Here is a 22,427-nt window from a genome sequence, read left to right on the forward strand (position 1 = left end):
CGTGAAACGGTTGGGCCGCGCCGGGAACCGTTCGGCGCCGCCGCCCGTCGAGCGTGTCGGGAGCAACGCTGCCGAGCTGTCGGTGAATGTAGGAGCGGGAACGAGCGGGAAGTGGCGGACGCATGCGAGTGGCGCGGATAGTCCTGATCGTGGTGGTGATCCTCGGCGGTCTGTTCGTCGCGGCGGACCGGATCGCCGTCAACGTGGCCGAGAAGAAGGCCGCCGAGCGCGCCCGGAACAGCGAGGACCTGACGGCCGAGCCGAAGGTGTCCATCAAGGGCTTCCCGTTCCTGACCCAGGTGGCCGCCGGCAGGCTGCACGACGTCACGATCACCGCCGACGACATCGCGGCGGGCGACGGCGGCCAGTCGGTGCGGATCGAGACCTTCCACGCCGACCTGCACGGGGTGAGGCTGTCCGGCGGCTTCAGCCGGGCGGTCGCCGACACCGCCGGCGGCAGCGCCTTCCTCACCTACGCCGACCTCACCAAGGCCGCCCCGTCCGGCATCTCCGTCTCCTACGGCGGTACCGACACAGCCGGCCGGCCCATGGTCAAGCTCACCGGCACCATCCTGAACGCGCGCCTGAGCGTCCTGAGTGAGCTGAGCGTGCAGGGCGGGGACGGGATCCGGCTGCACGCCGAGGGGCTGCCGGAGGCGTTCACCGCGCTGGGCCTGGAGGACCAGGCACGGCAGGCGCTCGACTTCAGCACCCGGCTCAGCCACCTGCCGGCCGGGATCGCGCTGACCGGGGTGACCACAAGTGCCGACGGCATAACCGTGGCCGCGGGCGGGAAGCATGTCGTTCTCGCCAATTGAGACGGCCGGTGAGACAGTCGGCACCGCGAGTGGCGGGACGGGCGGCCGGCCGGGCGGCGGGACGGCCGATCCGCAAGAGTGTTCGACTCCATAAGGCGGCACGCCATATATTCGTACCGCCATTCGGACAATCCTGTCTCGCTATGTGATACGGCGGTGGCATCAGACGGTTCATTTCCCTACGATCGGGACCGTGACACGACAGGCGGATCTCACCGAGCGGCGGGCAGTGGACCTCTGCCGTGTGGCCGCGATGCTCTGTCACATGCCCTAGGGGCGGCAGCCCCCCGCGTCGCTGCGGGCCCCACGGCCCCGACGCCTCCTGTCTGCCCCGCCCTGGCCGTGCCTTCCCGCACGCACTCCCACACCACCGAGCACGCAGTCGCGCACGCCGCGGCACCGCAGATCCGTACTGCCCCGGAGGAGAACAGCATGAGCCGCAGTGACGTCCTGGTGGACGCCGAATGGGTCGAGGCCCACATCGACGACCCCAAGGTGGTCATCGTCGAGGTCGACGAGGACACGTCGGCCTACGACAAGAACCACATCAAGAACGCGGTCCGGATCGACTGGAAGCAGGACCTGCAGGACCCGGTCCGGCGTGACTTCGTCGACCAGGCCGGTTTCGAGGCGCTGCTGTCGGCCAAGGGCATCGCCAACGACGACACCGTGGTGCTCTACGGCGGCAACAACAACTGGTTCGCCGCGTACGCCTACTGGTACTTCAAGCTCTACGGGCACGACTCGGTCAAGCTGCTCGACGGCGGCCGCAAGAAGTGGGAGCTGGACTCCCGCGACCTGGTGGTGGCGGTTCCCGAGCGCGCCGCGACGACTTACCGGGCCAAGGCCCAGGACACCTCGATCCGCGCCTACCGCGACGACGTGGTGGCCGCGATCGGTTCGCTGAACCTGGTCGACGTCCGCTCGCCCGACGAGTTCTCCGGCAAGCTGCTGGCCCCCGCGCACCTGCCGCAGGAGCAGTCCCAGCGGCCCGGCCACGTGCCGAGCGCCCGCAACATCCCGTGGTCGAAGAACGCCAACGACGACGGCACCTTCAAGTCCGACGACGAGCTCGTCCAGCTCTACCAGGACGAGAGCGTCGACCTGGCCAAGGACACCATCGCGTACTGCAGGATCGGCGAGCGCTCGGCGCTCACCTGGTTCGTGCTGCACGAGCTGCTGGACCAGCCGAACGTCAAGAACTACGACGGTTCCTGGACCGAGTACGGCTCGCTCGTCGGCGTGCCGATCGAACTCGGCGCCAACTGACGCCGGACCGACCAAACAGAGGCGAGGACTGATCCGTATGTGTGGAGCGAAGGCCGGCGGTCCCGATCTGGCGGGCGTCGACGTGGCAGGCGAGACGATCATCCAGGGTTCCGTGACCCGTGACGGCGAGCCGGTCAGCGGCTACGTACGGCTACTGGACGGCGGCGGCGAGTTCACCGCCGAGGTGCCCACGTCCGCCACCGGCCAGTTCCGTTTCTTCGCGGCTCCCGGGACGTGGACGCTGCGCGCCCTCGTTCCCGGCGCCACCGTGGACCGCACCGTCGTCGCCACCCAGGGCGCGCCCGCCGAGGTCGCCATCGCCATCTGAGGCGCCCGGCCGCACGCCAGGGCCGCAACCCCGCGCAAGGGGGTTGCGGCCCTTCGCGCTGCCGGCGTACCGGCCCTTGCCCGGCCGCCCGCTGAGCGGGTGCTGCCGGAGCCGTGCCGACGTACCGTGGAAGCGTGTTCGTGCGCCGTCGTCGTTGGTACTTCGTCATGATGGGCACCTGTGCCGTGCTCTTCATCCTGGCGTGGTCGGTCGTGCGCCTGTGGTCGGTGCCGGCGGCCATCGCGATGTGCCTGGTCGCGATGGTGATTCCGCCCGCCGCGGCGATCGTGGCCAACCGGCGCGGGCCCGAGGACCACTGGTGGGACGAGGAGTCAGGGGACGCGCAGTCGGACGCGTGGTGGGCCGAGCTGGAGGGCCGCAAGCGGTCCGGGAACCCCAAGGACCCGGACGACCGGCGCGAGCGGTAGTCGGTGCGGGCGTACGGGACGCGAGCGGTGGTCGGCGCGGGCGTACGGGAGAGGTGACCCCGGTGTGCGGCGGGACGCGTACGGTGCGGGCCGCCCCGGTGTCCGGCCGGATCCGTACCGGGCGGGCTGCCCCGGTGTCCGGCCGGATCAGTAGACGAGCGCCTGGACGCCGTCGGGCATGATCTCGCTGAGAAACACCTGCGCGCCCGCGATCCTTACCCCCGCGATGACGTCCTTCTCGCCGATGTCCCGGCGGGCCGCGCACTGCGTGCACAGGGTGACCCGCCCCGCCCCCAGGACCGAGTCCAGCAGGTCCGGCAGCGGCGCCGCGTGCGGCAGCTCGAACCGCGCGGCCCGGCCCGGCAGCGCGAACCACGCGGCCTCGCCGGTCAGCCACAAGGACACCTCGACCCCGCTGGCGACGGCGACCGCCGCCACCGTGAACGCCTGGGAGCAGCGCTCGGGGGCGTCCGACCCCGCCGTCACCTTGATCACGAGCTTGTTCGCCATGGCCACAGCCTAGGCGGTGATATAAAGCAGATCCGTGTGCACCGCACACCTGCACGTCGTCGCCCGGGGGGCCTGGTGGATCACAACGACGGCGGCCCGCGCCGCCGCCGCGGCGGGCTGCTCGCCGGAGTCGGCCTGGCCGTGCTGGCGGCCGTCACCGCGGGGACGGTGGCCGCGTGCGGCCCGTCGTCCCCGGGGCACACGGGCGCGGAGCGCGCGGACGCGGCGACGGCGGCCGGCACCCCGGAGGCGCCCGCGCCGTCCGCCACCGGCCCGGCACGGGACGAACCCGCGGCGGCCGGCGCCTCGGCCGCCGCCCGCGGCGGCGGACACGTGACCGGCGGTGTGCACAGCGGCGACCTGCGGTACTTCCTGCTCCCCCCGCCCGCGGACGCCGACGTGACCGGTGACCGGGCCGGCTCGCCGCTCACCGCCGACGACATCGCCGCCACCGCGCCCGACGACTCCGCGGCCCGCGGCGAGCTGCGCACGTACGGCTTCCGCGCCGGCGCCTACCGCACGTATTCGACCGCGGACGGGATCTTCGAGGTCACCGTCAAACTGATCCGCCTCGGCACCCCCGCCGACGCCGCCGCGTACTACGCCGCCCACTCCTACGAGGGCGCCGCCATTCCCCTGGCCACGGACTTCCCCGCCCGCGCGTACGACCTGGCGTCCGGCTCCGCCGAGAGCACCGACACCGTGCTGGCCGTCTCCTACCAGGGCGACACCCAGATCATCCTCACCGTGACCGGCGGCGGGAGCCGGTCCCGCGCCCAGCTGCCGTCCTTGCTGGCCGCCCAGCACCGGCGCCTGGAGTCGGGCCGCTGATCCCGCGGGACCGCCGGCCCCGTCGGCCGGGGGCCCGTCGTCCCGCGCACCGGCCGCGTACCGCGCGGGCGGCGGTGGCGGCGACCGCGCCGGCGGCGTACCGGCGGCGTACCGGCGGCCGGCCAGGGCTGGCCGCGCCGGTGCCGGGGCCGCGCACTAGACTTGTGCGCGGCCCCGACCGCCTGCCCGCCCTAGGAGCACGTCCGTGGAAATCCAGTACTACTTCGACGCTCTGCTCGTGCTGATCTGCGTGGGCATCGCCCTGTTCGCGTTCTACGCGGTGAAGAAGCTCTACCAGGGCCAGCGCTGACATGATCGAGATCCCATCCGACCTGCACCCCGAGCTGGTGCCGCTGGCCTTCCTGCTCGGACGCTGGACGGGCGCGGGTGTGCACGACTTCCCCGGTGCCGAGAAGTGCAACTTCGGGCAGGAGGTCGTCTTCACCCACGACGGCCGCCCCTTCCTGGAGTACGCCTCGCACACCTGGGTGCTGGACGCGGACGGCAAGAAGGTCCGCCCGCTGGAGAACGAGACCGGCTACTGGCGGATCGACGCCGAGCGCAAGGTCGACGTGACCACCACCCGCGACGAGGGCGTGGTGGAAATCTGGACCGGTGAGCTGGCCGAGGGCAAGCCGCAGATCGACCTGGTGACGGACGCGGTGGCCCGGCTGCCGGTCGCCTCCGCGTACAGCGGCGGCAAGCGGCTGTACGGGTACGTGAACAGCGACCTGATGTGGGTGGGCGAGAAGAGCACCCCGGAGGTGCCGCTGCGCCCGTACATGTCGGCCCACTTGAAGAGGGTGGTGGACCCGCGGGAGTGGGCCGCCGACCTCAAGGACCTTCCCGACGACGGAATCGCCTTCTTCAAGTAAGCCCGACCTACACTGGTCGGGTGGCGACCACCGACTGGAAGAGCGATCTGCGGCAGCGCGGCTACCGGCTGACCCCGCAGCGGCAACTGGTCCTGGAGGCTGTCGGCACCCTGGAGCACGCGACGCCGGACGGCATCCTGTGCCAGGTGCGCAAGACGGCCTCCGGCGTGAACATCTCGACCGTCTACCGCACCCTCGAGCTGCTGGAGGAGCTGGGCCTGGTCACCCACGCCCACCTCGGCCACGGCGCCCCCACATACCACCTCGCGGACCGGCACGACCACATGCACCTGGTGTGCCGGGACTGCGACTCGGTCACCGAGGCCGACGTGGAACTGGCCGCGCCGCTGAAGGACGGGCTGCGCGCGCGGTTCGGCTTCGAGACCGACATGAAGCACTTCGCGATCTTCGGACGCTGCCGCGACTGCGCCCGCAAGGCCGAGCAGGCATCCGGCGAGCGGCCGGACGCCTGACGAGTCGTACGCTTGACGGCATGACGAAGAGCCCTTTGCTGTCGCTGCACGGCGCCGTCCCCGCAGAAGGCCCTGACGAGGGGGTCGCCGCGCATTACGGCGACCTCTTCCGCGAGCAGCGCGCGCTCGCCGGCGGAAGCGGGTTCGTCGACCTGTCGCACCGCGGTGTGGTGACGGTCGGCGGCGCGGACCGGCTCGCCTGGCTGCACCTGCTGCTCACCCAGCATGTGGAGAACCTCGCGCCGCGGACTGCGACCGAGTCGCTGATCCTCTCGGCGCACGGCCACATCGAGCACGCCCTCTACCTGGTGGACGACGGCGCCACCACCTGGATGCACGTCGAACCCGGCACCGAGGAAGCGCTGCTCGGCTACCTGGAAAGCATGAAGTTCTTCTACCGGGTGGACATCGCGGACGCCACCGACCGGTACGCGGTGGTCTTCCTGCCGGCCGGCTCCATCACCGCCGTGCCCGCCGAGTGGCCGGTGCGGGAGACCGCGTACGGCCGGGACGTCTTCGTGCCCCGCGACCGGCTGGAGTCCTTCGCCGCCGCGTCCGGACCGGCGATCGGCGTCCTCGCGTACGAGGCGCTGCGGATCGAGGGGCACCGGCCGCGGCTGGGCCTGGAGACCGACCACCGGACGATCCCGCACGAGCTGGGCTGGCTGGACTCCGCGGTGCACCTGCAAAAGGGCTGCTACCGCGGGCAGGAGACGGTCGCCCGGGTCCACAACCTGGGACGTCCGCCGCGCCGGCTGGTCTTCCTGCACCTGGACGGCAGCGAGGTGCACCTGCCCGCGCACGGCGCCCCGGTGCGCATCGCCGAGGAGGGCGCGGACGGGCGCGCGGTCGGCTTCATCACGTCCTCGGCCCGGCACTGGGAGCTGGGCCCGATCGCGCTGGCACTGGTGAAGCGGAACACCCCGGAGGGGGCGACGCTGCTGGCCGAGGAGACGGCGGCGGCGCAGGAGACGGTGGTGGCGCCCTAAGGGGCGGTGGCCAGGGCCTGCCGTGTGGATCTGCGCGGCGATCCGAACGACAGACCCTAGAGGTCCACCACGAGCGTGAAGGGGCCGTCGTTGGTCAGCGACACCTTCATGTCCGCGCCGAAGACCCCGGTCTCGACGGTCGCGCCCAGCGCCCGGAGCTGGGCGACGACCTCGTCGACCAGTGGCTCGGCGAGGTGGCCCGGCGCGGCGGCGTTCCAGGTCGGACGGCGACCCTTGCGGCCGTCACCGTAAAGCGTGAACTGGCTGATGACGAGCAGCGGCGCGTCGATGTCCGAGCAGGAGCGCTCCTCCGGCAGGATCCGCAGCGTCCACAGCTGCGGGCCAGCGCGGCGGCCTTCTCCTTGGTGTCGTCGTGCGTCACCCCCACCAGGACGCACAACCCGGGTCCCTGGACGGCGCCGACGGTCCGCCCGTCCACGACGACCTTCGCTTCGCTCACGCGCTGGGCCACTGCTCGCATGGCCCTATTGTGTCGGGTGCCGTCCGGCGGCGGGCACAGGGGTGAAGGGGGCGCGTGCCCCGGCCGCGTACCGTCGCCCGGCCGCCTCGCACATGTGTCGCGACGGCCGTTCGGGTGCAGAGTCGCTGCGGTGCGTCGGCGGCAGGTGGCAGCATCAAAGGGGGCGGAAAGGGCGTCGCGGGCAGGGGACAGGTATGACCGCATCCGGCGCTGGACAGACTTTCCGCACTGCTGTACCACGATCACCATCCACCGCGGCGCCCGCGGCAACGACGGCGCCGACCAGGAAGGGCCACCGCATGCTGAAGGCCGACGCGCCGGGTCCGCTCCGACCGCCCGCCCCCCGCGGCCCCCTCGCGGACACCGCCGGGCCCGAGTTGGCCACGCTGGACCTGGCCGCGCTGCGGACGCTGCGCCGCGAGGCCCAGCAGGAGGAGGCCGACCTGTCCTATCTGCGCCGGATGCTGCACGGCCGGATCGACATCCTCAGGGCCGAGCTGACCCGCCGCGGCGGCGCGGGCGCCGACGTGCCGGCGGGCGACCACGCCGCCGACGCGGAGTCCCCGGTCGTGGACCGGCTCTCCGAAATCCTCACCGACGGCCCCTCGCGGGTGCGGTCGTCGGCCCGGCACGTCACGCTCGGCACGCCGCTGACCGAGCGGGTGCGGCGGCTCGCCGAGGAGATGCTGTCCGAGGTGGCGCTCTTCGACCTCGAAGCGCGCACCGACCAGGAGCTGCACGCGGCAAGGGGCCGACTGCTGCGGTACGAGCAGCAGGTCTCCGGGCGCAGGCGCGCGCTCCAGCAGACGGTCGACGGCTGCTCGGCGGAGATCACCCGGCGGTACCGGGCGGGCGAGGCGCACGTGGACGACCTCCTGACGGAGGGCTGAGCGGGGGCGGCGGCCGGGCGCCGGCGGCCGTCGCGCCAGGCACTCACCGGCACTCACCCGCGCTCGCCGGTACTCACCCGCGCTTATCGGGGTGCGCCGCCCGCCGCGCCGCGCATAGCGTGCCGCCATGAGCCTCGACCTCCGCACCGTGGAAGAGCCCGACGTCCCCGACTGGCTCCGGGCGGTCGCCACCGGCTTCCACCACGCGGGCCCGATGGCGCCCGAGGAGGTGGCGCTGCGCCGCCTCGCGCTCGACCTGGAGCGGAGTCGGGGGGTGTACGACGCGGGCCGGTGCGTGGCGACGTGCCGCAGCATGCCTCGCGAGCTGACCGTCCCCGGCGGCGCGACACTGCCGGCCTCGGCGATCACCAACGTCACGGTGACCTCGACCCACCGGCGCCGGGGGCTGGCGGGCCGGATGATGGCCGCGGAACTGGCCGCCGCGAGGGAACGCGGGGAGCCGGCGGCGATCCTGATCGCCGCCGAGTACCCGATCTACGGGCGGTTCGGCTTCGGCCCGGCGACCTGGGTGACCGGCTGGGAGGTCGACCTGCCGCGGGCCGCGCTCGACCGCCGCTACGCCGGTCCCGACGACGGCGGGCGGGTGGACCTGGCGACGCTCGACGAGGTGCGGCGGTCCGGCCCCGCGCTGTACGACCGGGTCCGGACGCGCACCCCGGGGGCCGTCAACCGGCTGCCGCGGTGGTGGGACATGGCGACCGGCGAGGTGGTGCTGCCCTCCAACGGGCCCTGGAAGGAGCCGTTCCAGGCGCTCCACCGGGACGCCGACGGCCGGATCGACGGCTTGGCGCAGTGGGACGTCGGCGACGACGAGTGGCCCGGCAAGCTGCCCGCGAACCGGGCGACCGTACGGCAGCTGATCGCCGCCACCCCCGCCGCCGAGCGGGACCTGTGGCGGCTCCTGCTGTCCCTGGACTGGGTGACCCGGCTCGGGTCCGGGCACCGCGCTCCCGACGACCTGTTGCCGCTGCTGCTCGGCGACCCGCGGGCCGCCCGTACCGAGACGTACGCGGACCACATGTGGGCGCGGCTGCTGGACACCCCGGCGGCCCTGGCAGCCCGTACCTACGCGGGGGCTCCCACCGCGCTCGTCCTCGACGTCCAGGACCCGTCGGGACCGGCGGGCGGGCGGTTCCTGCTGGAGACGGACGCCTCGGGTGCCGCCTGTTGCGCGCCGACCTCCGCGGCGCCCGATCTGACCCTGTCCGCCGCCGACCTGGCCTGCCTCTACCTCGGTGACGAGTCCCCGGTGCGGCTGGCGGCCCTGGGGCGGCTGACGGAGCACCGCGCGGAAGCGGCGCGGACCGCGGACACGCTCTTCCGCACCCCCCGCCGCCCTTGGTGCCCCGACGAATTCTGAACCCCGTGCCCTCGGCGTCTTCTGTGTCTTCTGTGTTTTAGGCGTCCTGTGTGTCTCTTGCGCCGTGTACGCCTGCTTCCGCCTACTGGGCCAGCAGGGGTGCCGGCGCGGTGAGGCCGGTGGCCGTGCAGGTGGTGTTCCGTGCCTTGTGGCCCGACGTGACGAAGCCGAGCGCGAGCATCCCCGCGGCGCCGTACCGCCACTGCACGAGCTGTTCGAACGCGTATCCACACAAACGGAGAGCGAGCATGGGACCGATCCCTCCTTCGTGGCGCTGTGCGAAGGCTGAAGGCAGGGTGGTTGCGTGGCGTCCCGTACATCCTCGGACGGGACGAGTGCGACCCCCGTGCGGCCTTCGAGACGCGTGAGGTGACGATCGACGCCTGCTCCCTCACCACCGAGACCCTCGGCGGCGCCCTTGCCGCGCATCTTCAGCGCGTCGTGCTCGGCGAGCTGAACCCCTCCGCCCTCCACGTCCGGGTCCTGCTCCCCACCCGGGACACCGCCCTCGCCCTTCCCCGCCTGGTCGCCGACCTGACCGACGACCGCCCCCTGCGCCGCCTCCGCCAGCTCGTCCGCGGCCACGCGATCACCCTGCGCAGCGCCTTCACCCGGCTCTCCGACGTCCGCCCGGACATCACGTGCTCCATCGAGTGCAAAGCGGTGCCCGCGACGCCCCCGCAGAAGCTCTGCCTCCTCAACAAGCACGTGGCGCTCTCCGGTTACTACCGCGTGATCGAACGCGAGGTCACCTTCGGCGACGGCCGGCACGAGCTGATCTACGACGTCCCCGGCGTGAGCACCACCCTCTTCCACCACCGCCACGACCCGGAGCGGCCGCACTCGCACCCGTCCCGGTTCGTCACCGAGTCGCAGGCGTGGTTCGACTCCCTGTGGAGGACCATCGCGGAGACGGTGACGCTCTTCGAGTGAACGAGCGGTCCGGCGCGGCCCCGGACCGGGCCGGCGGACCTGCGGCCAGGGCCCGGCGCTTCGCTCTGGCCAACGATCTTCGGGCCGCCGAGACTCGTCCGGTGACCTCTGCGTACCACGAACCTTCCCTGCTCCGGCTGCGGGCACGGCTGGCCAGGGCGAAGTGCCGGTTGCCGGACTTCGACGGGCCCGTCTGCCACCTCTTCCGGGGATACCCGGCCGGGGAGATCGCGCAGACCGTGCGGGACCGATTGGCCGAGCGGGGGAGTCCGGTGACCGATCCCGCGCTGCTGGCGAGCACCGACCCGCTGGCGATCCTGCGGTCCCCGCGCGGCGGGCTGGCGGCCGAGCTCCAGCAGACGCTCGCGGAGGCGGAGGAGACGGCCGTCCGGTCGGCCGAACCGACCCCGCCGGCCGACGTGTTCATCCGGGCCGCCGCCGGCAGCGGGCGGCGGCTCGCCGTCACGAGGAACAACGCCCCCGCCGCGGTCCGGGCCTGCCTCAGGGAACACGACCTGGACGACTGCTTCGGCGGCCGGATCCACGGGCGCAGCGCGGTGGACGCCGCGCTGCTGAAGCCGCACCCCGACTGCCTGCTGCGGGCGGTCGACGGCCTGGCGGTACGGCCCTCGGAGTGCCTGATGATCGGCGACCCGGCGGGCGACGCGGCAGCCGCGACGGCCGCTCGGTGCCCTTCCTCGGCTACGCCCGCAGCGCCGACCGGGTGGCGCGGCCGAGAACGGTGGACCCGCACCCGGTGGTCGTCGGCATGCGGGACCTGGTCACCGCGGTCCAAGGCCGTTGAGCCGCCCGGCCGACGGCCCGGCCCCGGGTGACGAGCCGTCGCCGTACCCGCTGGCGTTCGCTGCGAAACGCGGTCGGGCCGACGCAGTCAGCCCCGTGAGTGCGGGGGCGCGGAGCCTTGAGCGGCTCGACAACCGGCGGGTGCGCAACGCCCTGCACCCGGCCGCGGGGCCGCTGCGGCTGAACCGGGTGCCGGGCCGTACCGAGGTGGAACGGGTGCTGCTCGGCCGGGCCCGCGGGCGCGGGGCACGCCGGGAGCCGGGACGAGGGCAGGGGGGCGTAGAGGGGTACGGCCGGGGCCGGCGGCCCTACTGGAGACCGAGGACCATCCACTTGCCGGGTTCGGCGAGCGGCTCGAAGCCGATCCTGGCGTAGACGCCGTGCGCGTCCGCCGTGGCCAGCATGATGCGGCGCAGGCCGTACCCGGTCAGGTGGTCGCGGACGGCGGTGACCAGCCGGGTGCCGAGACCGCGGCCGCGGGCCTCGCGGGCCACGTAGACATCGCAGAGCCAGGCGAAGGAGGCGAGGTCCGTCACGACGCGGGCGTAGGCGTGCTGCTCGCCGGTGTCGGGGCGGTACGCGCCGAAGTTGAGGGAGCCGGCGATGGCGGCCCGCTGCTTGGCGAGCGGGCGGCCCAGCGCCCAGTACGCGTCGGTGGAGAGCCATTCGTGGACACGGGGGACGTCGAGGCGGGCCGGGTCAGTGGATATCTCGTACATGGCCGTGAGTGTAGGAGCACTTAACGGTTCCATGCAGGATATTTAACTGGACCTACTCGGTGTGCGGGGGGCAGACTCGACGGCATGATCCACGTACCGCTGATCACGCCGTTCGGGCCGGACGGACGGGTCGACACCCGCGCGCTGGAAGCGCTCGCCCGCCAGGTGCTGGCGGACGGCGCTTCGGGACTCGTCGCGCTCGGCACCACCGGGGAGCCGGCCGCGCTGGAGGACGACGAGCGGGCGGAGGTGGCGGCGACCGTCGGGCGGGTCTGCCGGGAGCGGGGCGCGCGCTTCGTGGTCGGCGCGGGCGCGGGCTCCACCCGGCGGGCGGCCCGGGAGCTGGCGGCGCTGGCCGGGGCGCGCGTCATACCGGACGCCGCCCTGGTGACCGTGCCGTCGTTCACCCGACCGGGCGAAGCGGGGGTGCTGGCCCACTTCCGCGAGCTGGCCGCGGCCGGGCCCGTGCCGCTGCTCGTCTACCACGTCCCGCACCGCACCGGTCAGCCGCTGACCGCGCGGGCGCTGCGCCAGCTGGCCGCGATACCCGGGGTGATCGGCGTGAAGTACGCCACCGGCGGCATCGACGCGGAGACCGTCGGTTTCCTCGGCGACCACCCGGCCGGCTTCGCGGTGCTCGCAGGGGACGACGCCCTCGCCCCCGCCCTGCTGGCCCTCGGCGCGGACGGCGCCGTCCTGGCCTCCGCCCACCTCGCCACCGCCCGCTGGGCGGAACTCGCCGCGACCGGCGACCGGCACCTCGGACACCGGCTGGCCGGGCTCGGCGCCGCCCTGTTCCGCGAGCCGAACCCGGCCGTCGTCAAGGCGGTCCTGCACGCCCACGGCCGCATACCGACCCCGGACGTCCGCCTGCCCCTGCTGCCGGCGAGTCCCGAGGCGCTCCGCGCCGCTCTGGCGGCGGAGGCCGCGGTGGGGATCGGGCCTGCGGCGGGGACCGGACCCGTGGCGGGGGAAGGCCCCGGCCCGGCCGCCGGCCGGGCCGGGACCGGGCTGGGGACCGGGCTGGGGACCGGGACGCGGGCCGTGACCGTGGCGGAGGCCGTGGCGGGCGCCGGGCGAGGCGTGCGGAGCCGGCCGGCCGGGGCGGCGGCCCCGCAGCCCTGGGCCGCGCCGGCGGCGGCCCCGCGTCTCGTCCCCTGAAATCACCCGCCGTCCCGCTCCCGCTCCGGGGGATACTCGGACGGGCGGGCCCACCCAGCGCCGCCCGGCCGTACACCCGGCGGGCGCGACCAGATCGGAGAGAGACCGGATGAGGATCGGAATCGTCGGTGCGACCGGACAGGTCGGCGGGGTCATGCGCAAGGTGCTGGCCGAGCGCAAGTTCCCGGTGACGCAGCTGCGGCTGTTCGCCTCGGCCCGTTCCGCCGGGCGGAGCCTGGCGTGGGAGGGCGCGGGGAGCGTGCCCGCCGGTGAGATCACGGTGGAGGACGCGGCCACCGCGGACTACACCGGCCTGGACATCGTGCTGTTCTCGGCCGGCGGCGCCACCTCCCGCGAGCTTGCCGAGAAGGTCGCGGCGCAGGGCGCGGTCGTGGTCGACAACTCCTCCGCCTGGCGCCGCGACCCCGCCGTGCCGCTGGTGGTCTCCGAGGTCAACCCGCACGCGCTGGCCGACCGCCCCAAGGGCATCATCGCCAACCCGAACTGCACCACGATGGCCGCGATGCCGGTGCTGCGCCCGCTGCACGAGGAGGCCGGGCTGGTCGCCATGGTCGCCACCACCTACCAGGCGGTCTCCGGCTCCGGGCTGTCCGGCGTGGCCGAGCTGCACGGCCAGGCCACCAAGGTCGTCGAGCACGCCGACCGGCTCACCTTCGACGGCGACGCGGTCGACTTCCCGGCTCCGGCCGTCTACGCCCGCCCGATCGCGTTCAACGTCCTGCCTTTGGCCGGGAAGATCGTGGACGACGGCAGTTTCGAGACCGACGAGGAGCAGAAGCTCCGCAACGAGTCCCGCAAGATCCTGGAGATCCCGGACCTCAAGGTGTCCGGCACCTGCGTCCGCGTCCCCGTCTTCTCCGGCCACTCGCTCCAGGTCAACGTGCGGTTCGCCCGGCCGATCAGTGTCGAGCGGGCGTACGAGCTGCTGGCCGCCGCGCCCGGCGTCGAGCTCTCCGAGATCCCCACCCCGCTCCAGGCGGCCGGCCGCGACGCGTCCTACGTGGGCCGCATCCGGGTCGACGAGACCGTTGAGAACGGCCTGGCGCTGTTCCTGTCCAGCGACAACCTCCGCAAGGGCGCGGCCCTCAACGCGGTCCAGGTGGCGGAGCTGCTGGCCGCCGAACTGACCGCGGCCGCCGTCTGAGCCCCCGCGGCCACGGCCGGTCCCAAGACCCCGGCCCCCGGGACCGGCCGGCCCTCGGCAGCCCCTGCTGTTAGCCCTCGGTGAGCAGGCGGAACGCCGCGAGGACGGTTTCGGACTGGAGGCCGACCTGGTCGGAGACCGGGACCCAGGCCAGGTCGTGGCCGACGGTCAGCTCGTCCGCCCACTCGGCGAGCTGCCGTTCGCACTGCTGGCGGACACGGCTCTGCGCGCTGCCCGGGAGGCGCTCGGCGGGCAGCGCGTCGGCGGCCACGCAGTCGAGCAGGCGCAGCAGCGTGCCGGTGGTGCGCAGCGAGATCCGCCGGGCCGCGATGTCGAGCGCGGTGAGGTGGGCCCGGCTGAGCGGCACGGGCGAGGGGTGCAGCCGTTCCCACTCGTCGGCGACCTGCGGGCAGATCGCGGTGAGGTTCTCCACGATGCGCAGCAGCGTGGCGCGTTCGCCGGGGCCGCCCGCCTTGGCGGCGAAGGGCCGGTGGGCCGGGGCCGCGCCGCCGTCCGGCAGCAGCGGCCGCACCTGCTCCAGCAGCACCGAGGTGCGGTCCGACTGCCGGCGCAGCAGCGTGGCCAGGCCCGCCAGGGCACGGGCCGGGTCGGGGTGCGGGTCGGTGTCGGCGACCTTGCGGCTGGCCCACATCGGGACCTCGAACAGCGCGGTCATCCCGCCGTAGGCGTGCGGCCGGATCCAGGTGGAGCGGTTGACGTCCTCCGGCAGGCTGTCGAACTGGGCCGGCCGCCCCGGGCCCGGCATCACATAGACGCCGGGCCCGGACACCGTCCAGTAGAGGGCGTCGTAGGTGCCGGTCTGTACCGGCACGTCGCGTTCGGCGGACAGCTTGCCGAGCGGCTCGGCCAGCCCCGGCAGGTCGCGGGTGAGCTGGATCCAGGAGCCGCCGAGGTCGTTGCCGTGCAGCGAGCACTGGAGGAAGGGCTGGAGCTCGTCGATCAGGTCGATCAGCGCCTGGGACTCGGGAAGCTGGTCGTCGGCGGCGCGGATCGAGGGCGCCCACTCGGGCTGCTCGTCGGCGGGCGGCCGGTAGGAGTGGCGGAAGTGCGCCGCGGGGGTGCGGCGGACCGCCGGACCCTCCTCGCTGCGGACCGTGCCGTCCGGGTCGAGGCAGAGCAGGAAGTGCCAGGTGGCGTCGGCGCGGGCGTGCAGCCAGGGGTCGGCTGCGACCCGCTCCGCCAGCCGCAGCGCGGTCGCCGAACCGATGCGTTCGTCGGAGTGCGGGCCGGCCACCACCAGGACGTTGCGTCGGCCACGTCCGTAGCTGAGCACATGCAGCGGCCGACCCTCACGCGACTGGCCGATCTCCCGCAGCGTGCACAACCGCGGGTGGAAACGGGCGAACGCGGAGGCCGCGGCTGCGACCCCCGCGACGCTTGGGTACGCGTCGGCCATCGCCGACGTCACGTGCCGTTGGAGTTGCTGTCGCCGGTGGTCTCCTTCTTGTCCAGCGGACGGATGACAATCGTGGCTGCCACGAGATCTCCTCTCTGTCCAAGTCGGCTGCGGCGTAGGGCAGTTGGCTAATTACCCCCGGTCTCCTACGCCTTGCCAAGGCTGCGACGGGCCCGCGACAGTGTCAAGGGGCAGACGTTGACGGGGGTGAGGTTGACGTGGCGGCAGTTCACGGCACCGGGACCGGGGAACAGGGTACGGGCACGGCAACGGGCGTCGGCGTGAGCTCGGCCGCCGTCCCGGACGCGAGGGCGGGCTCCGCCGCGGAGCCGGGCGCGGGCACCGATCCGGGGGCCGCCGCCGATCCGCGGATCCGGCTGCCGCTGTACCGGCCGAGGATCAAACCGGAGCACCGCGCGTACCGCACGGTGGACGGCAACGTCCGGGTCGGCAGCGTGATCTACGGCATCGGCGCGGAGATCGCCGACCCCGACGGCTGGATCTGGACACTGACCGAGACGATGGACGGCAGCCGCGGCCTCAACCAGATCGCCGCCGAGGTGACCGCGCGGCATCCGGCGGTGACGACCGCCACGGTGTGCTCGGCGATGGCCGACCTGTGGGAAGCGGGGTTCGTGGACGACGCGGCGGCGCAGGTGCCGCCCGAACTCGGTGACCGCGATCCGATCCGGTACGCGCGCGGGGTGGCGCTGCTGCGCTGGATGGACCTCAAGCCCGAAGCCAGCGCGTGGCAGGCGCAGCTGCGATTACACCGGGCCCGGGTGGTGGTCCTCGGCGTCGGCGGTACGGGCGGGGCCGCCGCGCAGCTGCTGGTCGCCTCGGGCGTCGGACATGTGCACGCGGTGGACCCCGACGTGGTCGAGCTCTCGAATCTGAACCGGCAGTTGCTCTACCGCGAGAAGGACATCGGCCGCCCCAAGGCCGACGCGGCGGTCACCGCGCTGCGCTCGCTGAACTCCGATGTGACGGTGACCGGCCAGCCGCTGGAGGTACGCGGTCCGGACGACCTCATGACGCTGCTGGCGTACGGCGAGGGCGGCCCGTACGACCTGCTGGTGCTCGGCGCGGACCGGCCGGCGGAGATCCGGCGCTGGGCCAACCGGGTCTGCCTGGCTCTCGACCTCCCCTGGGTGGAGGGCGGTTACCGCGGCCCGCTGGTGACGGCGGGCGTCCACGTGCCGGGGGAGGGGCCCTGCTGGGAGTGCCAGCGGGCCGGTGAGAGCGAGCGGCGCGACCTGCGGCTGGGCCCCGGGCAGAGCGAGGACGCCGCCTCGCCGCGGATGCCGTGGAACCCGGCGAGCGCGGTCACCGCGGCGCTGTCGGGCACCCTGGTCGCGCACGCGGCGCTGGCGCTGCTCAGCGGGGTGCCGCCGATGGAACCGGGGTTCCGCTACGGCGTGAACCTGATGGACCTCGGCGATCCGGTGATCCAGCGCCATGAACGCCGCCCGGACTGCCCGGCGTGCGGTGGGCGCCCGTCACGCCGACCGGACCTCAACTGACCTGTCCACGGGCCATGCGGGTGTTGCGGCGGGCGGTGGAGCTCGGCGTCGACCACATCGACACCGCGGCCTTCTACTTCTCGGCGCTGCGGTCGGCGCACGAGCCGATCAACAGCGCGCCGGGCAACCCGTATCCGGACGGGCTCGTCGTCGTCACCAAGGCCGGCCCCGGCAAGGACGCCTCGGGGGAGTGGACGCCGGCCGCGCGCCCGGACCAGCCGCGCGGCCAGGTCGAGGGGAACCTGCGGCAACTGGGCCGCGACCACCTCGACGTGGTGAACCCGCGGGTGCACGGCCCCGAGCCGCCGGCCGAACGCTTCGGCGTACTGGCCGAGTTGCGCCAGGCCGGGCTGATCAGGCACCTTGGCGTCTCCAACGTCCGCTCCCACCAGCTCGCCGAGGCGCTCGCCATCGCCCCCGTGGTGTGCGTGCAGAACCGCTACGGGCTCGGCCAGCGCGGCGGCGACGGGCTGTTCGCCGAGTGCGGTGACAAGGGCATCGCCTTCGTCCCGTTCTTCGCCGCCGGCGGCCCGTCCGCGACGGCCCGCGGCGCCCGGGGCGGCACGCCCGGCGCCGGGGACGACGCGCTCCGCGAGGTGGCCGACGCGCACGGTGCCTCCCGGCGCGGATCCGCCTGGCCTGGACCCTCCACCGCGGCCCGCACGTCCCCGCCATCCCCGGCACCGGCGACCCCGACCACCTCACGGACAACGTCGGGGCCGCCGCGATCGCCCTCTCCGCGCGGAAGCTGAGCCGGCTGGACGCGATCGGCCGAGCCTCGCCGGGGCGGGGCCGAGCAGGCAGCGCGGGGCCGACCGGACACCTTCGTCGTACCATGCCCATGATGTCGGGCCCATGTTGAGCCGAGGAGGGATCCGTCATGGCTGACACCGTTTCGCGCCGCGCCAGAGGGTTGGTCCACGCCGACCCGGCCGAGGTGACGCTGCAAGAGGCACTCGACGCGCTCGCCGATCCGGTACGCCGCGCGATCCTCCGCGCCTGCGCCGCCGAGCCCGACTTCAGCCGGGCCTGCGGGACGTTCGACCTCCCGGTGTCGAAGGCGACCGCCAGCCACCACTTCGCCGTCCTGCGCGCGGCTGGCCTGCTGGAGCAGGTGGACCGGGGATCCCGGCGCCTCAACCGCCTGCGGCGGCCCGAGTTCGAGGCGTGTTTCCCCGGTCTGCTGGCCCTTGTCCTGGCCGAGCCCGCGCAGCCCGGGTGAGGACGCCCCGCCGGTCCCGGTGAAGGACAGGCACCGACGGTTCCGCTCTCACCCGGCGCGGCTCGCCGCGAAGCGCGGGACACACCCGAAAAACCGGTGGGCGCCGGCGGGGCGGTATTCCCCGGCAGCGCTGCGGAGTTCGCCGGCGCACGCCGATTCACCGGCGGGGCGCGGAATTCACCAGAGGACGGGGAAAGCCTTCAGCGTGCTGAGCAGATCCCCCCGGGAGAACCGCAGTTTCTCCGGTGCCACCGCCGGCCGCACCTCGGGGAACCGCTCGACAAGCGTCTGGACGGCGATCTGCAGCTCTGCCTTTCCCAGGTGAACACCGACGCAGTAGTGCGCGCCGCCGCCGAACACCAGCGCGCGCGGCGGCGATTCGCGGTCGAAGCGGAGCGCGTACGGATCGGGGTACACCGCCGGGTCCAGGCCGGCCGGCGACAGCGGCAGGACGACGGTCTCCCCGGCCCTGATCGTCCCCGACGGCAGTTCCACGTCCTCCTCCGCCATCCGCAGCATCGCGCCGTTGCCCTGCTGCATCAGCCGCAGCAGCTCCTCCAGGACCTGCGGGCTCACCTCCGCCCCCGCGACGACCTGCTTCCACTGCGCCCGGTCGTCCCGCATCAGGTTCACCATGATGCGGCCCAGGGCGTTGGTGACCGTGTCCGTGCCGGTGGCGATGACGCCCAGCATTATGTAGAGCAGCTCCTCCTCGGAAAGCTGCTGTTCGACGCCGTGGGCGGTGACCAGGTGGCTGAGGACGCCGTCCCCGGGGGCCGCGCGCTCGGCGGCGACCAGCTCCCGCGCGTACGCGGCGAACACCGCGATGGCGGCGGTCCGCTGGCTCTCGGAGATGAAGACCGTCGACATATAGGCATACCGGGGGGCCTCCGGGTCGGCCAGCGTGCTGCGGATCATCCGGGGATGGGCGACGGCCGCGGCGATGTCGGCGTACCCCAGCGCGAGGATGGCCTCGTGGCCGCTGCGCAACGTCACCTTGCCGAAGGGGCATTCGGCCCGCCGCTGGGCGAACTCCCGCGGCTCGCCACCGAACGGGCCCTGCGGAAACGGGAAACGAGGCTCTGTGCTGCTGCTGTCTGCCATCGTGCACAGCCATTCTTTTCGGTTGTCCCCCCGTCCGCGGGCACCCGCCCGACCGCTCGCAGAGTGTGCGAACAACGGCCGGCGGGCGCCGCGGGACAGCCGAATCGCCTGTTCTTCCGGTCGGGCTCCGCTCTGTTTCCGCCGAAGATTCCGGGAAATGTGGCAGTCCGAATTCCTGGTGCCGGCGGCCGGGTCGCGGAATTCACCGGATGCGGGCAGGACCGGCGTACCGGAGGCGGCGTACCGAAGTCGTCCGCACCGGAATCAGCCGTACGGGCGCACGACCGCGCCCGCAGCGGCCGTACGGCACGCGTCCGCACCGCGAGCAGCCGTACGCACCGGCGTCACCCGGCGGCCACCGCCGCCCCGTGGCCCGCCCCCGCTCAGAGCGCGTTGACCGCCGACGGCGCCCGCTCCACCCGGGCCAGGGCGCGCAGCAACGGCACCTGGCCGTGCCGACGGGCGGCGAGCCGGGCCAGCAGCGTGAGGACGGGGTCGAACGCCTCGTCGGAGAGCTCGGGCGCGGTGATCCCCACGCTGACGGCGAGGTCGTCCATGTGCACGGCGAACTCCAACAGCCGCGTGACCAGGAAGTCGTCCAGACTCAGCGCCCACCCGGCCCGCGGAATGGATACCGCCCGTTCGCCGTCGAGCCCGGCCAGGTCCGCCCGCTGCCCGGCGAGCACGGTCCCGACCCGCTCCACCAACTCCCGCACGCCCTCCGCGGCGAGCCCCTCGCCCCTGGCCCGGATGCCGACGTTGATCTCGCTGTCGAGCGGCGCGTCGATCCACACCGCGCGGGCGTAGTGCTCCAGCAGCGCGATCGGGGCCTCCTCGGCCGCGGGCGCGCCCACTACGGAGCCGACCTCGAAGACCTGGTACGCGAGATGGCCGGCCAGCCCGCGTACGGTCATCTCGGCCAGCGCGCTGGGCTTCTCCCAGGCGGCGGCGACCTCCGGCGCGCCCAGCAGCGCGACCGCCTGAGCGGCGGTGCCGAGGTAGGCGTCGGTCAGACTCATCAGTCCCCCAGTGATCGACTTTCTCGGCATTATGCGCCAGAAGCCCCCACCCGGCCCACTCCGCCGGGACCGGGCGCGGGATGTCGCGGCTGTGTCCCGGGCCCATGGACGGTGCGGGTATCCGTCCGACGGCGGACGCCAAAAGGAAAAAGCGAGGAGTCGTCCTTTCCTCGCCGCTCTCAACATATAGCGCACCGGGGGGCTTGCGGCAAGGCCCGGGTCGTGCCGCAGAATCGGCGGCCACGGCCGGTACCCGCGCGGACAGCGGATTCGCCGGGTGCGGTGGCGCGGGGCGGTGTCAGAGCGGGGGATGCCCGCAGCGTCGACGGCGGCGGCAGCGGCGCTCGCCGGGCGAGGCGGCCGCCCGAAATCCGTAACTCCTGACTTTTCATTCGTTATTCGTTACTCGTTGAACGGGCGTCCTGTTGATGATTGACGTGATCGTGGTCGGCGGCGGACCGACCGGCTTGATGCTGGCCGGCGAGTTGCGGCTGCACGGCGTGCGCGTGGTCGTGCTGGAGAAGCTGACCGAGCCGACGGGGCAGTCCCGCGGGCGCGGTCTGCACGCGCGCAGCGTCGAGATCATGGACCAGCGCGGCCTGCTGGACCGCTTCCTCGCGGCCAGTGAGAAGTTCCAGGTCGGCGGCCTCTTCGGCGGCATCATGAAGCCGTGGCCGGACGGGCTGGACACCGCTCACCCGTACGGCCTCGCCACTCCGCAGCCGGTCACCGAGAGGCTGCTCAACGAGTACGCCCTCGAACGCGGCGCCGAGATCCGACGCGGCGGCGAAGTGGTCGGGCTGGACCAGGACGAGGACGGGGTGAGCGTCGAACTGGCCGACGGCGCGCGTCTGCGCTCCCGCTACCTCGTCGGGTGCGACGGCGGCCGCAGCGTGGTGCGCAAGGGGCTCGGCGTCGGTTTCCCCGGCGAGCCGGCCACGGTCGAGACACTGCTGGGCGACATGGAGCTGACCGCGGACCCGGTGACCGTCGCCGCCGTCGTGGCGGAGGTCCGCAGGACCCACCTGCGGTTCGGCGCCATCCCCGATATCGACGGGGGCAAGGGGGTGTACCGCCTCATCGTGCCCGCCGACAAGGCGGCCGAGGACCGTACGGGCGCGCCGACCCTTGACGAGTTCAAGCGGCAGCTGCGGACCTTCGCGGGCACCGACTTCGGCGCGCACTCGCCGCGTTGGCTGTCCCGGTTCGGCGACGCCACCCGGCAGGCCGAGCGCTACCGGGTCGGCCGGGTGCTGCTGGCCGGCGACGCGGCGCACATCCACCCGCCGACCGGTGGGCAGGGCCTCAACCTCGGCGTGCAGGACGCCTTCAACCTCGGCTGGAAGCTGGCCGCCGCGGTGGGCGGCTGGGCGCCGGAGGGGCTGCTGGACAGCTACCACGCGGAACGGCACCCGGTCGGCGCCAGCGTGCTGGACAACACCCGCGCCCAGATGACGCTGCTCGGGACCGATCCCGGCGCGACCGCGCTGCGCGAACTGTTCTCGCGGCTGATGGACTTCGAGGAGGTGAACCGGTACGTGACCGGGATCATCACCGCGGTCGCGGTCCGCTACGACTTCGGGGAGGGGCACGACCTGCTCGGCCGGCGGATGCGGGACGTGCAGCTGGAGCGGGGCCGGCTCTACGAGCTGACGCGCACCGGCCGCGGTCTGCTGCTCGACCGCACCGGCCGGCTCTCGGCGGCGGGCTGGTCGGACCGCGTCGACCACGTCGTCGACACCGGCGACGAACTAGAGGCACTGGCCGGCCTGGACGCCCCCGCGGCCCTCCTGCGCCCGGACGGCCACGTCGCCTGGACCGGCGCGACCCAGCGGGACCTGCTCAACGCCCTCCCCACCTGGTTCGGCACCCCCACCCCCTGACCCCCACCCCCGGGGGTGGGGGTGCCCAGGGGTGGGCGCCCGGTGGCGTGAGGGTGCCCTGGGGTGGGTGCCGTACGGCGTCAGGGCGCCGTACGTCCCCCTTTTTTGCCGTTGCTTCGCCTCCGGGCGCTTGGGTCCGGTGTCGACGGTCGACCGTGCTCACTCGCTCGTACCTCGCTCACTGCGCGCGCTCTCCCTTTCGAC

At 73.6% G+C, this 22,427-nt stretch carries 23 protein-coding genes and 2 pseudogenes; 18 read left to right on the top strand and 7 right to left on the bottom strand.

Annotated features, from left to right (window positions below):
* Positions 1-122 precede the first annotated feature (122 nt).
* The 4 genes from RLT57_RS16760 (at position 123) to RLT57_RS16775 (ending at position 2,843) form a co-directional block, all read left to right on the top strand.
* Positions 123-818, top strand: coding sequence for an LmeA family phospholipid-binding protein (locus RLT57_RS16760; RefSeq protein ID WP_311298210.1), 696 nt, complete (start codon positions 123-125; stop codon positions 816-818).
* A 432-nt stretch (positions 819-1,250) separates the two neighbouring features.
* On the top strand, positions 1,251-2,087 hold the full coding sequence (locus RLT57_RS16765; protein WP_311298211.1) for a sulfurtransferase: 837 nt from the start codon (positions 1,251-1,253) through the stop codon (positions 2,085-2,087).
* 37 nt (positions 2,088-2,124) lie between these two features.
* Positions 2,125-2,415: a DUF1416 domain-containing protein gene (locus RLT57_RS16770; protein ID WP_311298212.1), complete on the top strand. Its 291-nt coding sequence runs from the start codon at positions 2,125-2,127 to the stop codon at positions 2,413-2,415.
* A gap of 134 nt (positions 2,416-2,549) precedes the next feature.
* Positions 2,550-2,843, top strand: a complete 294-nt coding sequence (locus RLT57_RS16775) for a DUF3099 domain-containing protein (protein ID WP_311298213.1) — start codon at positions 2,550-2,552, stop codon at positions 2,841-2,843.
* A 147-nt stretch (positions 2,844-2,990) separates the two neighbouring features.
* On the opposite strand, the gene RLT57_RS16780 is transcribed toward RLT57_RS16775, so the two are convergent.
* The gene (locus RLT57_RS16780) at positions 2,991-3,353 is read right to left on the bottom strand and encodes a DsrE family protein (RefSeq protein WP_311298214.1); all 363 of its coding nucleotides are present in this window, start codon (positions 3,351-3,353) and stop codon (positions 2,991-2,993) included.
* Between the two features lie 75 nt (positions 3,354-3,428).
* Here RLT57_RS16780 and RLT57_RS16785 point away from each other — a divergent pair, with 75 nt between their 5' ends.
* The 4 genes from RLT57_RS16785 to RLT57_RS16800 all read left to right on the top strand — a co-directional run bounded on the left by RLT57_RS16785 (position 3,429) and on the right by RLT57_RS16800 (position 6,521).
* Complete coding sequence (locus RLT57_RS16785) at positions 3,429-4,184, top strand: hypothetical protein (protein WP_311298215.1); 756 nt, start codon at positions 3,429-3,431, stop codon at positions 4,182-4,184.
* A gap of 311 nt (positions 4,185-4,495) precedes the next feature.
* On the top strand, positions 4,496-5,059 hold the full coding sequence (locus RLT57_RS16790; protein ID WP_311298216.1) for an FABP family protein: 564 nt from the start codon (positions 4,496-4,498) through the stop codon (positions 5,057-5,059).
* 20 nt (positions 5,060-5,079) lie between these two features.
* Positions 5,080-5,532 (top strand): Fur family transcriptional regulator, encoded by a 453-nt coding sequence (locus RLT57_RS16795; RefSeq protein WP_311298217.1) that lies wholly within the window; start codon positions 5,080-5,082, stop codon positions 5,530-5,532.
* A gap of 20 nt (positions 5,533-5,552) precedes the next feature.
* Positions 5,553-6,521, top strand: coding sequence for a YgfZ/GcvT domain-containing protein (locus tag RLT57_RS16800; protein WP_311298218.1), 969 nt, complete (start codon positions 5,553-5,555; stop codon positions 6,519-6,521).
* A gap of 56 nt (positions 6,522-6,577) precedes the next feature.
* Here the strand turns inward: RLT57_RS16800 and dtd are convergent.
* Positions 6,578-7,002: pseudogene (gene dtd / locus RLT57_RS16805) on the bottom strand (D-aminoacyl-tRNA deacylase).
* Positions 7,003-7,301: 299 nt separating this feature from the next.
* On the opposite strand from dtd, the gene RLT57_RS16810 reads away from it, so the two are divergent.
* Positions 7,302-7,892 carry an ABC transporter substrate-binding protein gene (locus tag RLT57_RS16810; RefSeq protein WP_311298219.1) on the top strand — a complete coding sequence of 197 codons (591 nt, stop codon included), beginning with the start codon at positions 7,302-7,304 and terminating at the stop codon, positions 7,890-7,892.
* Between the two features lie 127 nt (positions 7,893-8,019).
* On the top strand, positions 8,020-9,273 hold the full coding sequence (locus RLT57_RS16815) for a GNAT family N-acetyltransferase (RefSeq protein ID WP_311298220.1): 1,254 nt from the start codon (positions 8,020-8,022) through the stop codon (positions 9,271-9,273).
* Positions 9,274-9,355: 82 nt separating this feature from the next.
* Here RLT57_RS16815 and RLT57_RS16820 read toward each other — a convergent pair whose 3' ends face one another.
* Positions 9,356-9,523: a hypothetical protein gene (locus RLT57_RS16820; protein ID WP_311298221.1), complete on the bottom strand. Its 168-nt coding sequence runs from the start codon at positions 9,521-9,523 to the stop codon at positions 9,356-9,358.
* A 50-nt stretch (positions 9,524-9,573) separates the two neighbouring features.
* Here RLT57_RS16820 and RLT57_RS16825 point away from each other — a divergent pair, with 50 nt between their 5' ends.
* Together RLT57_RS16825 and RLT57_RS16830 are read left to right on the top strand one after the other, a co-directional pair.
* The gene (locus RLT57_RS16825; RefSeq protein WP_311298222.1) at positions 9,574-10,206 is read left to right on the top strand and encodes a hypothetical protein; all 633 of its coding nucleotides are present in this window, start codon (positions 9,574-9,576) and stop codon (positions 10,204-10,206) included.
* 101 nt (positions 10,207-10,307) lie between these two features.
* Positions 10,308-11,042, top strand: a complete 735-nt coding sequence (locus tag RLT57_RS16830) for an HAD family hydrolase (RefSeq protein WP_311298223.1) — start codon at positions 10,308-10,310, stop codon at positions 11,040-11,042.
* A gap of 276 nt (positions 11,043-11,318) precedes the next feature.
* Here the strand turns inward: RLT57_RS16830 and RLT57_RS16835 are convergent, their stop codons facing one another.
* Positions 11,319-11,729, bottom strand: coding sequence for a GNAT family N-acetyltransferase (locus RLT57_RS16835; RefSeq protein WP_311298224.1), 411 nt, complete (start codon positions 11,727-11,729; stop codon positions 11,319-11,321).
* A gap of 84 nt (positions 11,730-11,813) precedes the next feature.
* Here RLT57_RS16835 and RLT57_RS16840 point away from each other — a divergent pair, with 84 nt between their 5' ends.
* Positions 11,814-12,890: a dihydrodipicolinate synthase family protein gene (locus RLT57_RS16840; protein WP_311298225.1), complete on the top strand. Its 1,077-nt coding sequence runs from the start codon at positions 11,814-11,816 to the stop codon at positions 12,888-12,890.
* 109 nt (positions 12,891-12,999) lie between these two features.
* A complete protein-coding gene (locus RLT57_RS16845; RefSeq protein WP_311298226.1) occupies positions 13,000-14,055 on the top strand; it encodes an aspartate-semialdehyde dehydrogenase in 1,056 nt (351 codons plus the stop codon).
* Positions 14,056-14,125: 70 nt separating this feature from the next.
* On the opposite strand, the gene RLT57_RS16850 is transcribed toward RLT57_RS16845, so the two are convergent.
* On the bottom strand, positions 14,126-15,472 hold the full coding sequence (locus RLT57_RS16850; protein ID WP_311298228.1) for a M14 family zinc carboxypeptidase: 1,347 nt from the start codon (positions 15,470-15,472) through the stop codon (positions 14,126-14,128).
* Positions 15,473-15,870: 398 nt separating this feature from the next.
* Between RLT57_RS16850 and RLT57_RS16855 the strand changes: the two genes are divergently transcribed.
* The 3 genes and pseudogenes from RLT57_RS16855 (at position 15,871) to RLT57_RS16865 (ending at position 18,217) form a co-directional block, all read left to right on the top strand.
* Entirely contained in the window at positions 15,871-16,995 is a 1,125-nt protein-coding gene (locus RLT57_RS16855) for a ThiF family adenylyltransferase (RefSeq protein WP_311300739.1), read from the top strand.
* Positions 16,996-17,009: 14 nt separating this feature from the next.
* A pseudogene (locus RLT57_RS16860) lies at positions 17,010-17,857 on the top strand (aldo/keto reductase).
* An 18-nt stretch (positions 17,858-17,875) separates the two neighbouring features.
* Complete coding sequence (locus RLT57_RS16865) at positions 17,876-18,217, top strand: ArsR/SmtB family transcription factor (protein WP_311298229.1); 342 nt, start codon at positions 17,876-17,878, stop codon at positions 18,215-18,217.
* 177 nt (positions 18,218-18,394) lie between these two features.
* On the opposite strand, the gene RLT57_RS16870 is transcribed toward RLT57_RS16865, so the two are convergent.
* Positions 18,395-19,321, bottom strand: coding sequence for a cytochrome P450 (locus tag RLT57_RS16870; RefSeq protein ID WP_311298230.1), 927 nt, complete (start codon positions 19,319-19,321; stop codon positions 18,395-18,397).
* A 383-nt stretch (positions 19,322-19,704) separates the two neighbouring features.
* Positions 19,705-20,340, bottom strand: a complete 636-nt coding sequence (locus RLT57_RS16875; protein WP_311298231.1) for a maleylpyruvate isomerase N-terminal domain-containing protein — start codon at positions 20,338-20,340, stop codon at positions 19,705-19,707.
* Between the two features lie 428 nt (positions 20,341-20,768).
* Between RLT57_RS16875 and rox the strand changes: the two genes are divergently transcribed.
* Entirely contained in the window at positions 20,769-22,223 is a 1,455-nt protein-coding gene (gene rox, locus RLT57_RS16880; RefSeq protein ID WP_311298232.1) for a rifampin monooxygenase, read from the top strand.
* The last annotated feature ends 204 nt before the right edge of the window (positions 22,224-22,427 follow it).

Origin of the sequence: Streptomyces sp. ITFR-21 (assembly GCF_031844685.1) — a bacterium.
In the GTDB taxonomy this organism is placed as follows: domain Bacteria; phylum Actinomycetota; class Actinomycetes; order Streptomycetales; family Streptomycetaceae; genus Actinacidiphila.

Bases quoted from the DNA above. Each gene is read 5' to 3' on its own strand.
- RLT57_RS16865 (WP_311298229.1), top strand. From the start codon at position 17,876: ATGGCTGACACCGTTTCGCGCCGCGCCAGAGGGTTGGTCCACGCCGAC.
- RLT57_RS16840 (WP_311298225.1), top strand. From the start codon at position 11,814: ATGATCCACGTACCGCTGATCACGCCGTTCGGGCCGGACGGACGGGTC.
- rox (WP_311298232.1), top strand. From the start codon at position 20,769: ATGATTGACGTGATCGTGGTCGGCGGCGGACCGACCGGCTTGATGCTG.
- RLT57_RS16845 (WP_311298226.1), top strand. From the start codon at position 13,000: ATGAGGATCGGAATCGTCGGTGCGACCGGACAGGTCGGCGGGGTCATG.
- RLT57_RS16850 (WP_311298228.1), bottom strand. From the start codon at position 15,472: ATGGCCGACGCGTACCCAAGCGTCGCGGGGGTCGCAGCCGCGGCCTCC.
- RLT57_RS16835 (WP_311298224.1), bottom strand. From the start codon at position 11,729: ATGTACGAGATATCCACTGACCCGGCCCGCCTCGACGTCCCCCGTGTC.
- RLT57_RS16770 (WP_311298212.1), top strand. From the start codon at position 2,125: ATGTGTGGAGCGAAGGCCGGCGGTCCCGATCTGGCGGGCGTCGACGTG.
- RLT57_RS16815 (WP_311298220.1), top strand. From the start codon at position 8,020: ATGAGCCTCGACCTCCGCACCGTGGAAGAGCCCGACGTCCCCGACTGG.
- RLT57_RS16820 (WP_311298221.1), bottom strand. From the start codon at position 9,523: ATGCTCGCTCTCCGTTTGTGTGGATACGCGTTCGAACAGCTCGTGCAG.
- RLT57_RS16765 (WP_311298211.1), top strand. From the start codon at position 1,251: ATGAGCCGCAGTGACGTCCTGGTGGACGCCGAATGGGTCGAGGCCCAC.
- RLT57_RS16870 (WP_311298230.1), bottom strand. From the start codon at position 19,321: ATGGCAGACAGCAGCAGCACAGAGCCTCGTTTCCCGTTTCCGCAGGGC.
- RLT57_RS16790 (WP_311298216.1), top strand. From the start codon at position 4,496: ATGATCGAGATCCCATCCGACCTGCACCCCGAGCTGGTGCCGCTGGCC.
- RLT57_RS16760 (WP_311298210.1), top strand. From the start codon at position 123: ATGCGAGTGGCGCGGATAGTCCTGATCGTGGTGGTGATCCTCGGCGGT.
- RLT57_RS16810 (WP_311298219.1), top strand. From the start codon at position 7,302: ATGCTGAAGGCCGACGCGCCGGGTCCGCTCCGACCGCCCGCCCCCCGC.
- RLT57_RS16875 (WP_311298231.1), bottom strand. From the start codon at position 20,340: ATGAGTCTGACCGACGCCTACCTCGGCACCGCCGCTCAGGCGGTCGCG.
- RLT57_RS16800 (WP_311298218.1), top strand. From the start codon at position 5,553: ATGACGAAGAGCCCTTTGCTGTCGCTGCACGGCGCCGTCCCCGCAGAA.
- RLT57_RS16780 (WP_311298214.1), bottom strand. From the start codon at position 3,353: ATGGCGAACAAGCTCGTGATCAAGGTGACGGCGGGGTCGGACGCCCCC.